Annotated in this window: 13 protein-coding genes and 1 tRNA gene; 12 read left to right on the forward strand and 2 right to left on the reverse strand. The window is 72.3% G+C overall.

All coding sequences use genetic code 11. The features are described 5' to 3' along the window. Positions 1–16: 16 nt before the first annotated feature. The gene (locus FHX78_RS22825) at positions 17–1,462 is read right to left on the reverse strand and encodes a polysaccharide pyruvyl transferase family protein (RefSeq protein WP_145869280.1); all 1,446 of its coding nucleotides are present in this window, start codon (positions 1,460–1,462) and stop codon (positions 17–19) included. Positions 1,463–1,659: 197 nt separating this feature from the next. Between FHX78_RS22825 and proB the strand changes: the two genes are divergently transcribed. The 5 genes from proB (at position 1,660) to FHX78_RS22850 (ending at position 6,631) form a co-directional block, all read left to right on the forward strand. Beyond that, positions 1,660–2,787, forward strand: coding sequence for a glutamate 5-kinase (gene proB, locus FHX78_RS22830; RefSeq protein ID WP_145869281.1), 1,128 nt, complete (start codon positions 1,660–1,662; stop codon positions 2,785–2,787). A 142-nt stretch (positions 2,788–2,929) separates the two neighbouring features. After that, positions 2,930–3,388, forward strand: a complete 459-nt coding sequence (locus tag FHX78_RS22835; RefSeq protein WP_145872112.1) for a hypothetical protein — start codon at positions 2,930–2,932, stop codon at positions 3,386–3,388. A 132-nt stretch (positions 3,389–3,520) separates the two neighbouring features. After that, positions 3,521–4,807, forward strand: coding sequence for a glutamate-5-semialdehyde dehydrogenase (locus FHX78_RS22840; RefSeq protein ID WP_145869282.1), 1,287 nt, complete (start codon positions 3,521–3,523; stop codon positions 4,805–4,807). 99 nt (positions 4,808–4,906) lie between these two features. Further along, positions 4,907–5,470 carry an SCO2584 family spore wall biosynthesis protein gene (locus FHX78_RS22845; RefSeq protein ID WP_444545365.1) on the forward strand — a complete coding sequence of 188 codons (564 nt, stop codon included), beginning with the start codon at positions 4,907–4,909 and terminating at the stop codon, positions 5,468–5,470. Between the two features lie 87 nt (positions 5,471–5,557). Beyond that, positions 5,558–6,631: an SCO2583 family membrane protein gene (locus FHX78_RS22850; RefSeq protein ID WP_145869284.1), complete on the forward strand. Its 1,074-nt coding sequence runs from the start codon at positions 5,558–5,560 to the stop codon at positions 6,629–6,631. A 33-nt stretch (positions 6,632–6,664) separates the two neighbouring features. Here the strand turns inward: FHX78_RS22850 and FHX78_RS22855 are convergent, their stop codons facing one another. Continuing rightward, on the reverse strand, positions 6,665–7,798 hold the full coding sequence (locus FHX78_RS22855; RefSeq protein WP_145869285.1) for a M48 family metallopeptidase: 1,134 nt from the start codon (positions 7,796–7,798) through the stop codon (positions 6,665–6,667). Positions 7,799–8,170: 372 nt separating this feature from the next. Here FHX78_RS22855 and FHX78_RS36860 point away from each other — a divergent pair, with 372 nt between their 5' ends. From FHX78_RS36860 to FHX78_RS22885, 7 genes are all read left to right on the forward strand, one after another. Further along, positions 8,171–8,335, forward strand: a complete 165-nt coding sequence (locus FHX78_RS36860; RefSeq protein WP_167531824.1) for a hypothetical protein — start codon at positions 8,171–8,173, stop codon at positions 8,333–8,335. Between the two features lie 61 nt (positions 8,336–8,396). Then, entirely contained in the window at positions 8,397–9,035 is a 639-nt protein-coding gene (gene nadD, locus FHX78_RS22860) for a nicotinate-nucleotide adenylyltransferase (protein ID WP_145869286.1), read from the forward strand. A gap of 16 nt (positions 9,036–9,051) precedes the next feature. Continuing rightward, complete coding sequence (locus FHX78_RS22865; protein WP_145869287.1) at positions 9,052–10,791, forward strand: LCP family protein; 1,740 nt, start codon at positions 9,052–9,054, stop codon at positions 10,789–10,791. Positions 10,792–10,893: 102 nt separating this feature from the next. After that, positions 10,894–11,340: a ribosome silencing factor gene (gene rsfS / locus FHX78_RS22870; RefSeq protein WP_145869288.1), complete on the forward strand. Its 447-nt coding sequence runs from the start codon at positions 10,894–10,896 to the stop codon at positions 11,338–11,340. Next, positions 11,331–12,005 carry a histidine phosphatase family protein gene (locus FHX78_RS22875; RefSeq protein ID WP_189908613.1) on the forward strand — a complete coding sequence of 225 codons (675 nt, stop codon included), beginning with the start codon at positions 11,331–11,333 and terminating at the stop codon, positions 12,003–12,005. Before rsfS ends, FHX78_RS22875 begins: the two co-directional genes overlap by 10 nt. A gap of 130 nt (positions 12,006–12,135) precedes the next feature. After that, positions 12,136–12,208: transfer RNA gene (locus tag FHX78_RS22880), tRNA-Ala, on the forward strand. 377 nt (positions 12,209–12,585) lie between these two features. Continuing rightward, the gene (locus FHX78_RS22885) at positions 12,586–12,819 is read left to right on the forward strand and encodes a hypothetical protein (protein ID WP_005479297.1); all 234 of its coding nucleotides are present in this window, start codon (positions 12,586–12,588) and stop codon (positions 12,817–12,819) included. The last annotated feature ends 66 nt before the right edge of the window (positions 12,820–12,885 follow it).

Here is a 12,885-nt window from a genome sequence, read left to right on the forward strand (position 1 = left end):
GAGTGACCGCGGGATGCTATGGCCCCGCCGGGCCGTCCCCGCGGAACCCGGGCCGCCCCTTTTGCAGTGCCCTGCGCAGTGGAGCGCCCACCACGCGGCGGGCCCGGCGGTACACCGACGCGGTCGCCGGGGTGGCCGCGAACCTGCGCACACCGGCCTTCGCGCGGTCCAGGTCCCGCTTCAACCGGGTGTTCTCCGCGGTCAGTTCGCCCACCCGCTGGTTGAGCCAGCCCATGCGCGAGGCAAGGGAGGCGAGATCCGTGCCGGTCCAGGGGCGCACTCCCGCCGGGAAGTCCAGCGAGCGCAGCCTCTCCTCGAAGGCCGCGCCGCCGTCGCCGTGCGAGAAGGTGTTCCGCAGTCCGTTGCGGTCCAGGAAGCCCGTGAACCGCTCGAACCGCTCGGGGTGGTTGCCCGTGAGCGCGCTCAGGTCCGCCTCCTCGTACAGCCGCGCCGGGTCGACGTCCTCGGGCAGCTTGTCGATCCGGCGGTGCGGGATCTCGAAGTAGCGGCACAGTTCCAGCGTCCGCGAGTCCGCGCACAGCACGGTCGCGGGCGTACCGGCCAGCAGTGCGGCGATGTTGCCGTGGATGCGGGAGCCGAAGGAGAAGTCGAAGTCCCGCAGGTCGTCGATCCAGGTGACCGGGTCGACGTAGACGCGGACCTTGTCCTCCCGGTACATCGGGTGGTCGGGGTGCGTCGGCATCGCGGTGACCGCGGCATTCGGGTCGGACAGGTCGCGCCAGTGCAACTGCCGGGCGTCGCTGAGGTTCTGGCCGATGAACCGCAGGTTGGGGTAGCGGGCGTGGGCGCGCGAGATGATCCGGTCCATGCCCAGCCTGCGCACGGCGCTGTGCGAGCCGTTGACGGCGATGCGCGACCCGCCGGTCAGCTCCTGCGTCCGCTTCTGCACGGCGAGTTCCTTGCCGTACATGAACAGCGACGGGCAGCCGATCACCTCGACGTCGCGGAACCCCATGTCGTTGAGGTACTTCTCGGTGAACTCGCCCCGTACCCCGATCGAGGCGCTGCGGTCGAGCACCGCGGAGACGAAGGCGCGCACGGACGGCTCGATCGGCTTCAACCGCGCCGGGTTGTAGCTCAGCCCGGTCTGCGCGCCGACACCGAGGACGACCACGGGGATCCTCAGCCGGCCTATCAGCCGGGTGAGCCGCTTCAGGCCCGGCTCGAAGGACGGGCGGAAGGCGTTGGCGAGCGGCACGACGAAGGCGTCGTACTCCTCGTTGATGCGTTCCGCCGCGGCCACCTCGGTCCGCATCTCGTTCGAGACCACCTCGGTGCCGGGTGTCTCGAGGATCTTGTGCGCGGCGTCGCTGAAGATCAGGTTGCCGGAGTTGGTGGCGATGACGTCACGGTGGAGGGCCTCCTCCACGGACAGGACGTCGAAGGGGCTTTTCCCCGATCTGAGGAGGATGCGCTGCGCGCGAGGAACGTTGTGGAGCACGTAGTTCACGATAAATTTGCGCAACGTTTGATTTCTATAGGCGTCCGACGCAACCTTTTCGCCGGATGCGGGGCGTGAACGCGCGGTCACGGTGCGCCTGTCCGGGGGCTGGAATGCCCGCGCGTGCCCGGGGGTGCTTCGCGTAGATTGCCAGGCGAGCGACCGATCGGACGTGTTGTGAGGGGACGGGCGGCAAGGTGGCAGGCGTGAGGCAGGCCGTGGGCGAGGCGCGCAGGATCGTCGTCAAGGTCGGCTCCTCGTCGCTGACCACCGCGGCGGGCGGTCTGGACGCCGACCGCGTCGACGCGCTCGTCGACGTGCTGGCCAAGACCCGCAGCGGGGGAGAGCGGGAGATCGTCCTCGTCTCCTCCGGTGCCATCGCCGCCGGTCTCGCCCCGCTGGGCCTGCGCCGCCGCCCCACCGACCTCGCCCGGCAGCAGGCCGCCGCCAGCGTCGGCCAGGGCCTGCTGGTCGCCCGCTACACCGCCTCCTTCGCCCGCTACGGCGTCCGGGTCGGCCAGGTGCTGCTGACCAGCGACGACATGAGCCGCCGGGCGCACCACCGCAACGCCTCCCGCACCCTCGACAAACTGCTGGCGATGGGCGCCTTCCCGATCGTCAACGAGAACGACACCGTCGCCACCGACGAGATCCGCTTCGGCGACAACGACCGGCTCGCCGCCCTCGTCGCCCACCTGGTCCGCGCCGACCTGCTGGTGCTGCTGTCCGACGTGGACGGCGTCTACGACGGCGACCCCGCCCGCCCCGGCACCTCGCGCATCGCGGAGGTCAGGGCCCCCGGTGACCTCGCCCACGTCGAGATCGGCAGCGCCGGCAAGGCGGGCGTCGGCACCGGCGGCATGGTCACCAAGGTCGAGGCCGCCCGGATCGCCGCCGCCGCGGGCATCCAGGTGGTGCTGACCAGCGCGGTCCACGCGGCCGACGCCCTCACCGGCGGCGACACCGGCACCTACTTCCACCCCACCGGCCGCCGCTCCGCCGACCGGCTGCTGTGGCTCCAGCACGCCTCCACCCCGCAGGGCTCGCTCACCCTGGACGACGGCGCCGTGCGCGCGGTCGTGCAGGGCCGCAAGTCGCTGCTGCCGGCCGGGATCGCCGGTGTCGAGGGCGAGTTCAGCGCGGGCGACCCGGTCGAGCTCCGGGACCGCGCGGGGCGGGCGGTGGCCCGCGGACTGGTCAACTTCGACGCCAAGGAGATCCCCCTCCTGATCGGCCGCTCGACCCATGAACTGGCCCGGGACCTCGGGCCGGAGTACGAACGCGAGGTCGTACACAGGGACGACCTGGTGGTCCTGCATCCGTAATGCGCCGATACGTCCGCCCACGGTGGTGGACGTTCCGCAAAAGTCCCCCGCGATCCCCGGCAGCCTGCTCAACTTTGTCCCAGGGACACATCCGCCCGAACCCCGGGCCGGTCCGCGTGCGAAGGAGGCCGTCGTGAGACGAGTGCGCCCTGGGACGACGGCGTCTCGCGGTGGTGCCGGCTCCCGCGCGGCCGGCGACGAGCGCGCCCTGACCAGCGTCGCGGCCGGGGACCGCTGCCCGGCCGGCGAACCCCGCGACCTCCCGCGCCTGTGGCACGTCACCCTCAGCGTCTCCGGCGCGCGGGCCCCGGTCGCCGAGGTCAGGCGGGCCCTGGAGCAGCTGGCCCACGACCACCCCTTCCTGCTGACCAGCCGCTACGCCGACGACCACGCGGAGATCCGCTACTGGGAGGAGGCCCGCGACCTGCACGACGCGGCCGCCGTGGCGCTGCGCCTGTGGGGCGAGCACCGCCAGACCGCCGGACTGCCGCCCTGGGAGATCGTCGGCCTGGAGGTCATCGACCGGCCCACCTACCACCAGCGCGTCGCGGCGGGCTACGGACCGGCCCTGGCGACACCGGTCGGCGTGCACCCCTTCTAGTTCGGCGCCCGGCGCCCGGCGCGCGTCCCTCCCGGGGGGAGTGCGCAATTCCGTGCCCAGGGGACAAAAGCCGCCGTCTCGGGGTGTGAAATGCATGCCGCCGGCGACGGCCGCCCGCACTACCCTTCCCCCATGACCACGCTCTCGCCGTACGACTCGATGTCCCCGGTCAGCCAGGCCGCCTACCGCGCCAAGGGGGCCGCCGCCACCCTCGCTCCGCTGCCGCGTGCCGCCAAGGACGACGCGCTGCTCGCCATCGCGGACGCGCTGGAGGTCCGTACGAGCGAGATCGTCGAGGCCAACGCCCAGGACGTGGCCAAGGCGCGCGAGGCCGGGCTCGCCGAGGGCATGATCGACCGGCTCACGCTCACCCCGGAGCGGGTGCGCGCGATCGCCGCCGACGTACGGGACGTGGCCGCGCTGCCCGACCCGGTCGGCGAGGTCGTCCGCGGCTCCACCCTGCCCAACGGCATCGACCTGCGCCAGGTCCGGGTGCCGCTCGGCGTCGTCGGCATCATCTACGAGGGCCGCCCGAACGTCACGGTCGACGCCGCCGCCCTCTGCCTGAAGTCGGGCAACGCGGTCCTGCTGCGCGGCTCCTCCTCCGCCTACCGCTCGAACACCGCCCTGGTGCGCGTACTGCGCGACGCCGTGGGCGGGGCCGGGCTGCCCGCCGACGCCGTGCAACTGGTGCCCGGCGAGAGCCGGGACAGCGTGCGCGAGCTGATGCGCGCCCGCGGCCTGGTCGACGTGCTCATCCCGCGCGGCGGCGCCTCCCTGATCAACACGGTCGTCCAGGAGTCGGTCGTCCCGGTCATCGAGACCGGCACCGGCAACTGCCACGTCTACGTCGACGCGGAGGCCGACCTCGACATGGCCGTGGAGATCCTGGTCAACTCCAAGGCCCAGCGGGTCGGCGTCTGCAACGCCGCCGAGACCCTGCTGGTCCACCAGGACATCGCCGCCGAGTTCCTGCCGCGCGCCCTGGACGCCCTCGCCGGCGCCGGGGTCACCGTGCACGCCGACGAGCGGGTGATGGCGTACGCCAAGGACTCCCGCGCCACCGTCGTGGAGGCCACCACCGAGGACTGGGAGACCGAGTACCTCTCCCTCGACATCGCCGCCGCCGTCGTCGACTCCCTCGACCGGGCCGTGGAGCACATCCGGCTGTGGACCTCCGGCCACACCGAGGCCATCGTCACCACCTCGCAGGCGGCCGCCCGCCGCTTCACCCAGCTGGTGGACTCCACCACGGTCGCGGTGAACGCCTCCACCCGCTTCACCGACGGCGGCCAGTTCGGCTTCGGCGCCGAGATCGGCATCTCCACGCAGAAGCTGCACGCCCGCGGCCCCATGGGCCTGCCCGAGCTGACCAGCACGAAGTACATCGTCACCGGCGACGGTCACGTACGGCGCTGACCCGTGCGCCCCGGGTGAGCGGGCGCTCGGTCGTCTCAGCAGACGGATGAATTTCCATACCGTCTGCCCAAAATGACCCCCCAGGTCTACTCTGGATCCGTGCCGGAGGACGTGGGGGGCACGCCGTTCCCTGACGGCTGGGAGCCCGACGACGACCACGACCGCGGGGTGTCGGACGAAGAGTTCGCCTCCGTGGTCTTCGACGAGGCCTTCGTACGCGCGGCCGAGGTGCACGAGCCGACCGCCGTCGAGCGTCTCCTGGCCGCCGCCCAGGCCAGAGCCGAGGCCATGGAGGCCGAGGCCCACCGGGCCCGCGCGCGCGGCGAGCGGTACGACGACGGGTACGGCGGCTACCGGGGCGCTCCCGGCTACGACGACCCGGACGACGACCCCGACGTCCTGGACGACGACTACGGCTCCCCGGGCCCGTACGGCAGGCACGTGCGCTGGCACCGTCCCGTCGCCTGGATGCTCGCCCTGGTGATGGGCATCGGCATGGTCGCGCTCGCCTTCTCGGCCGTCTACCGGGGCGCCTCCTCCCACCGGCAGGACCCCGCCCCGCCGCCCGCCTCGACCGGGGTGGAGCAGGGCGGCGCGGCGCCCTCCGCGTCGGCCGACTACTCCCGGCCGACCGTCCCGGTGATCCCCCGCGACAGCCCCTGAAACCCGCCGCCGCGATTGGTCGGAACCTGTCAGAAATTGGGTGCGGCCGGGCGTTTACCGGGCCCCCGCCGGACCTACCCTGAAGGTATGGGAGGGCCTCCGGACCCACCTGAGGGGACACCCGAGGGAGCCCCCGGAGGTGGCGAGGACGAGTACAGGTCCGTCGTCTTCGACGAGTCCTTCGTCCGCGCTGCCCCGCTCCAGGAGTACTCCGCCCAGGAGCGCATCACCGACCACGCCCCCGCCGTCCGCCACCGCCCGCCCCTGCGCCGCGGCGGCCTGTCCCGGCAGGCGCTGGTCCTGGTCCTGCTGATCGCCGTCGCCTTCGGCACCGCCATCTACCTGGGAGTGCGCCACCCCTACCAGGGCCCCGCCGCCGAGCAGCCCGCCGAACCCCTGCGCATGACCGTCATCCCGCTCGCCCCGCGGGGCGAGGTGCCCGGCACCTCCGACGTCGAGCAGCTGTACGCGCGCAGTCCGGCGGCGCAGTTCCGCAACGGGGCCGAGGGCGTGCCCCTCCCGGCCTCCCGGCGCACGGCCCACTTCTCCGACGGCCAGGTGGTGACCGCGCTGATCACCGCCAAGGACTACCTCGTACGGTCCTCACTCGACCCCGGCGTGCTCACCGGCGGCCGGACCCGGCCGGTGCGGGTGCTGCTCGACTCCGACCAGCTCGGCCAGTTCGACCAGAGCTTCGACCGGCCCACAGCCGACGGACGGCACGCGCCCACCGGCTGGATGGTCCGCTTCGACCCCTCCCACGTGGAACTGGCCGGCCGCGAGATCCGCGTCCAGGGCAGCATGCAGGCCGCCGAGACCGACTCCTCCACCCTCGAGGTCACCACCGACCACACCTTCGTCTACGCGCTGCGGCCGGCCGGCGCGGACCCGGACGCCGAGGCGTCGCTGTTCACCGTCCGCCGCGAACTGCACTTCCGCTTCGACCGCGACGACCTGCGGCTGCACCAGGCCGAGCTGGTCGTCGCCTACGTCCAGGCCGGACCACTGTCCTGCGCGGACGACTCCACCGGCCGGCTGCGCCCGCTGCTCGCCGGGCAGACGGCCAAGGAGGGCGGCCCCGCCGGCACCGACCCCTACGCGACGGGCAGCGCCCCGGCCCTGTGCGGCACCCTGGCGGCGGGAGCGCAGCCGGCGGTCTGAGCGCGACGCCCGCGCGTCACGCCCCGCACGGCCTCACGCGCCGTCGCGCGGCGGCTCCTCGTCCCCCGTGCCCCCGCCGCCGGACGCCGTGCCCGGTTCCTGCGGACCGCGCGGGGGCCTCGGCGCCGAGGACGTGAAGCCGCCGAAGCCGCGGCGGACCCGGTCACCCAGGTCACCCGCACCGCCCGCGATGTCGTTGACCAGCTTCATCAGCGGGTCCTTTGAGGTCCGCACGTCACCGGCGTAGCTGCTCGCCGACTCCCGCCACGTCTCCCGTACGGACGCGTCCTTGTCCTCGTCGCGGCGCGGGTAGTGACCGTCCATGATCCGCTGGTAGTCCCGGGTGGCGGCCCACCTCTGCAGCTCCGCCGCGCGCACGGTGGTGAAGGGGTGCGAGCGGGGCAGCACGTTCAGGATCTTCAGCACGGAGTCGCGCAGGTCGCCCCCGGCCTCGTACTCGTCGGCCTGCTCCAGGAACGCGTCCACGTTCATCTCGTGCAGGTGGTTGCCGCCCGCGATCTTCATCAGGCCGCGCATGGAGGCCCGCAGGTCCTGCCCGACCAGCAGCCCCGCGCGGTCCGCGGACAGCTCCGACTTGCGGAACCACTCGCGCAGCGCGGTCACGATCGCCATGATCGCGAAGTTGCCCAGCGGGATCCAGGCGACCCGGACCGCCAGCGACGTCAGGAACAGCAGGACCGTCCGGTACACCGAGTGCCCGGACAGCGCGTGCCCGACCTCGTGCCCGACGACCGCCCGCATCTCCTCCTCGTCGAGCAGCTCCACCAGGCCCGTGGTCACCACGATGATCGGCTCGTCCAGGCCGATGCACATCGCGTTCGGGTTCGGGTCCTGGTTGACGTACATCGGGGGGACCTTCTCCAGGTCCAGGATGTGGCAGGCGTCCCGCAGCATGTCGTTGAGGTGCGCGAACTGCCGGTCCGAGACCCGCACCGAGTCGGACAGGAACAGCAGCCGCAGACTGCGCTCGGGCAGCAGGCCGCTCAGGGCCTTGAAGACCGTGTCGAAGCCGCTCAGCTTGCGCAGCGCCACCAGCGCCGAGCGGTCGGCCGGATGTTCGTAGGCACGCGAGGAGATCCCGGGGAAGCGCCTGCGCTGCCTGCTCGGCACGCTCTCGTGCCCGTGGTGCTGCTGGCCGTCGGACATGTTTCCCCCATGTGCGTCTCAGTGGCCCCTGCGGCCCCTTGTGCGGCCCTTCGTTCCCCCGCGGCGAGGCCCAGCCTAGGCGGAGTTACCGTGGATGGGCAGCGCGGACGGCGGTCCGGACGAGGAGGTGCGGGGATCGTGCTCCGGGTGATTCTCATCGTGATGGTGGTGGGCTGTGTGCTCACCGCGTGGTTCCTGTTGCGCGGTTACAGGCGGAAGGACGACTGACGGCCCCCGACGGTTGCCCGCCCCGGCGCCCCGGTGGCCCGCCCGCGCCCCGCAACGGCGGAGTCGGCGTGATCGGCGCCGAGGCGCCCGCTTACGATGAGCGGACGTCTTTGTCCCGCCCCCTCGCGATAGGTCCTGCCGAAGATGAGCTTCCCCAGCACCGCTGCCCAGTTGGTCACCCTCGCCGCCGAGGGCGGAGAGCACAGCGGCAACCACGAGAGCCTCAGCCCCTACGTCACCGGTGGCGGCGCCCTGCTCGCCCTGCTGCTCCTGCTGTGGATCACCACCCGCTTCAACCGCGACCGCTGAGCCCGCCGCGGGCCGCCCTGGCCACCGGGGCATTCGGGCCGGGCCGGTAGGGTCTGCACGCATGGGAGAGCAGGACATGCCTACCGGTCCCGGCAACGGCCCGGCGCAGCAGGGCAAGCGCCGACTCGGCGTCATGGGCGGCACCTTCGACCCGATTCACCACGGGCACCTGGTGGCGGCCAGTGAGGTCGCCGCGCAGTTCCGCCTCGACGAGGTGGTCTTCGTCCCCACCGGCGAGCCCTGGCAGAAGAGCCACCGCGCGGTCTCCGCGGCCGAGGACCGCTACCTGATGACGGTCATCGCGACCGCCGAGAACCCGCAGTTCTCCGTGAGCCGCATCGACATCGACCGCGGCGGCCCCACCTACACCGTGGACACACTGCGCGACCTGCGCGCGCTCAACCCGGACACGGACCTGTTCTTCATCACCGGCGCCGACGCCCTCGCCCAGATCCTCACCTGGCGCGACAGCGAGGAACTGTTCTCCCTGGCACACTTCATCGGCGTGACCCGGCCCGGCCACCACCTGACCGACGCGGGCCTGCCCGAGGGGGGCGTCTCGCTCGTCGAGGTCCCCGCCCTCGCCATCTCCTCGACGGACTGCCGCGCGCGGGTCGCCAAGGGAGAACCCGTCTGGTATCTGGTGCCGGACGGAGTCGTGCGCTACATCGACAAGCGCGAGCTGTACCGCGGCGAGTGAGCCGAGAGGGGCACCGGTGAACGACCGATACGACGCGGGGTACGGGACCGACGGGGCCGCCCCGTACGAGCTCGTCGGCTACGACGAGTACGGCCGGCCCGTCTACCGCCAGGCCACGGACCAGCAGATCCAGCAGTTCCAGCAGACACAGCAGCCCCACCAGCCTCAGCAGTACGACGGCTACCAGCAGCAGGGGCAGCAGGGCTACGGCTACGACCCGTACGCCACGGGCGGGCACCAGCAGCCCGCGTACGACCCGTACGGGACCGGCACCGGGGTGCCGCAGCAGCCGCAGGACACCTCCTACGGCTCCTACGACCCCTACGGCGGCGGCCAGGGCGGCCAGGGCGCCCCGTACGACCCCTACGGGCAGAGCGCGCAGACCGGCCCCGAACAGCAGCCCCGGGCGGCCGAGCAGACCGCCCACATCCCGCAGCAGGCCGGCCCGGTCGACGACGACACCGCCGCCGACGACACCGCACCGGAGTACCGCACCGAGCAGTTCGCCTTCGTGGAGGAGCCCGACGGCGACTCCGAGGACGTCATCGACTGGCTCGCGTTCACCGAGAACCGCACCGAGCGGCGCGAGGAGGCCAGGCGGCGCGCCCGCAGCCGGATCGTCGCCCTGGTCGTGGTCCTCGCCCTGGTCGCCGTCGGCGGCGTCGGCTACCTCTGGTACGCCGGGAAGCTGCCCGGACTGTCCGCCTCCGACCCGGACACGGGCACCACGACGGCCGCGGGCGCCCAGAAGCGGGACGTGATCGTCGTCCACCTGCACGACACCACCAACGGCGGCACGGCCACCGCCCTGCTCGTCGACAACACCACCACCAAGCAGGGCACCACCGTCCTGCTGCCCAACTCCCTCGCCCTCACCGGCGACGACGGCAGCACCACCACGCTCGCCAAGTCCGTCGAGGACGACGGCTCCGAGGGCACCAGGACCGCGATCGACACCGTCCTCGGCACCGACATCGAGGGCACCTGGCGGCTGGACACCCCCTTCCTGCTCACCCTCGTCGACCTCGTCGGCAACATCGAGATCGACGCCGACACCGACGTGCCCGACCCGGACGCCGAGAAGGGCGAGGCGCCCCTGGTCCGCGAGGGCGAGAACCGCACCCTCGGCGGCAAGGCCGCCGTCGCCTACGCCACCCACCGCGCGCCCGGCGAGGACCAGAACGCCCAGCTGGAGCGGTTCGGGCAGGTGCTGCACGGCGTCCTGCGCAAGATGACCTCCGACCCGGACGCCGCCACGGTCACCATCCAGACCCTCGGGCAGATCATCGAGCCGCCCCTCACCGACAAGGACCTGGGCTCCTTCCTGGCCCGGCTCTCCGATCTCGCCAAGGGCGGCGACCACAGGACCGCCCTGCTGCCCGTGCAGGACGACGGCACGCTCACCGCGCAGGCGAGCGACGACGTGGTCGAGGACGTGCTCGGCGGCACCGCGAAGAGCCCCGACAAGGACGCCGCCGTCAGCGTCTCCGTGCGCAACGCCACCGGTGTGAGGGACCACACCGAGAAGGCCCGCGTGGTGCTCCTCAACGGCGGCTTCACCTTCCGGGACGCCGGCACCGCCGGTGCCCCCGAGACCGCCTCCCAGGTCGTCTACGCGGACGCCGCCGAGAAGGAGAACGCCACCGAGGTCGCCAAGACCCTGGGGCTGGGCGCCGACGCCGTCACCCAGGGCAAGGTCTCCGCGAACGCCCGCGTCTCGGTGGTCCTCGGCCAGGACTATGACCCCGGTTCGTAGCCGCCCGGCGTGTTCCGGGCGCACCCTCCGTCATCGCGTGGGGTGCGCCCGGCGGTCCGTGAGACCCTTGAGGGCAAGTGACCGCCGACCGAAAGCCTTGTAGTGACCGCAACCGACCGTTCCCTGGAGCTCGTCACCACCGCCGCGCAGGCGGCCGCCGACAAGCTCGCGCACGACATCGTCGCCTACGACGTCAGTGACGTGCTGTCCATCACCGACGCCTTCCTGCTGGCCTCCGCGCCCAACGACCGCCAGGTCAAGTCCATCGTCGACGAGATCGAGGAGCGGCTGAGCAAGGAGCTCGGCGCCAAGCCGGTCCGCCGCGAGGGCGACCGCGAGGCCCGCTGGGTGCTCCTCGACTACGTCGACATCGTCGTCCACGTCCAGCACAGCGAGGAGCGTGTCTTCTACGCCCTGGAGCGGCTGTGGAAGGACTGCCCCGAGCTGGAGCTGCCCGAGGACGCCAAGGCCACCCGTGGCAAGGCAGCCGAGCACGCCCGGCTGCAGGAGGCCGAGGAGGCGACCGAGCCGGGGGGTGAGTGGCGGTGAGCGCCACCGGTGAGGTGAGCGGCTCCGCGGGCCGGGGCCGCCGCGTCATCCTGTGGCGGCACGGCCAGACCTCGTGGAACGTGGAGCGGCGCTTCCAGGGCACCACCGACGTCGAGCTCACCGACACGGGCGTCGCCCAGGCCCGTCGCGCCGCCCGTCTCCTGGCCGGCCTCGGGCCGGACGCGATCGTCGCGTCCGACCTGAAGCGGGCCGCGGCCACCGCCGCCGAGCTCGCCGCGCTCACCGGCCTGGAGGTCACCCACGACGAGGCCCTGCGGGAGACCTACGCGGGCGTCTGGCAGGGCCTGACGCACGACGAGATCATCGCCAGGCACGGCGACGAGTACACCGCGTGGAAGCGCGGTGAGCCGGTCCGCCGGGGCGGTGGCGAGCTGGAGACCGAGGTCGCCGACCGCGCCGCCCCCGTGGTGCTGCGGCACGCCGAGAAGCTCCCGGAGGACGGCACGCTCGTCGTGGTCAGCCACGGCGGCACCATCCGCACCACCATCGGACGGCTGCTCGGCCTCCAGCCGCACAACTGGGAGAGCCTGGGCGGCCTCACCAACTGCTGCTGGTCCGTCCTCGGCGAGGGCGCCCGCGGCTGGCGGCTGCTCGAGCACAACGCCGGCACCCTGCCCGAGCCGGTGCTCGGCGACGACGACTGAGGGGCTCCCGATCCGGCCCGGGACGCCCCGGGACCCGGATTTCACTTTCTGGCAGGTCGCAGGCTAAAGTTCTTCTTGTTCGCCCCGCCGAGCGGGGCGAAACACCAAGTGGCCGCGTCGCGTGGCACTCGGGGCTATAGCTCAGTTGGTAGAGCGCCTGCATGGCATGCAGGAGGTCAGGAGTTCAATTCTCCTTAGCTCCACGTGACGAAGATCCCGTCTCCCTCAGGGAGGCGGGATTTTTCGTTCCCGCACCTGAGCGGTCCGGCTCCGCCGGACGTATACGTCGGCGAGGCGCGGGGCCGTGTCCCGACCGGTACCCCGGCGTCGCTGACCGTGTCGGTCCGGTCGTGGCAGAATCAAACGGCCGGAAGGGGGCGCGGCCCGACGGGAGGGAGTTGTGATGCCTGCGAGCATCCACGAGGAGGTCGACCACCTTCTCGGATCGGTGTCCACGCGACGGACCACGACCCGCCCCGGCCGTCCTTCCCCCGGTCGCGCCCACGGCGCCCGGCTCCGCGGTGACCACGGCGGGATCTCCTCCATGTGCACGGCCTGCGGCCACAGCCGGAGCTGAACGATGGGTGCACACAGGCGGAAGTGCGACTGGTGCGGCAGTGGAACGCCGATCGTCCGGGACATGGAACCGGTCAACGCCGACTACCAGTACTGGTGCGAGGAGTGCGCGCGGGCGCTGATCATAAAAGGCGACCCCATCGAGACGTACCGCGAACTCGAAGGGGAGCCGATCTACGGCCGGCTGCTGGAAGAGCACTGCACGCTCAAACGCTTCTATTCGTTCGTGACCGCCTGAGCCCGGCGCGGGCATATCGGGCAGAGGCGGGCGAAGCGAAACCGATTTGGTGTTGGCCCGGGTCGA

The sequence above is a fragment of the Streptomyces capillispiralis genome, assembly GCF_007829875.1.
GTDB lineage: Bacteria > Actinomycetota > Actinomycetes > Streptomycetales > Streptomycetaceae > Streptomyces > Streptomyces capillispiralis.

Coding starts and splice junctions, on each gene's coding strand:
- FHX78_RS22855 (WP_145869285.1), bottom strand. CDS start 7,798: ATGTCCGACGGCCAGCAGCACCACGGGCACGAGAGCGTGCCGAGCAGG.
- FHX78_RS22885 (WP_005479297.1), top strand. CDS start 12,586: ATGGGTGCACACAGGCGGAAGTGCGACTGGTGCGGCAGTGGAACGCCG.
- nadD (WP_145869286.1), top strand. CDS start 8,397: ATGGGAGAGCAGGACATGCCTACCGGTCCCGGCAACGGCCCGGCGCAG.
- FHX78_RS36860 (WP_167531824.1), top strand. CDS start 8,171: ATGAGCTTCCCCAGCACCGCTGCCCAGTTGGTCACCCTCGCCGCCGAG.
- FHX78_RS22850 (WP_145869284.1), top strand. CDS start 5,558: ATGGGAGGGCCTCCGGACCCACCTGAGGGGACACCCGAGGGAGCCCCC.
- FHX78_RS22840 (WP_145869282.1), top strand. CDS start 3,521: ATGACCACGCTCTCGCCGTACGACTCGATGTCCCCGGTCAGCCAGGCC.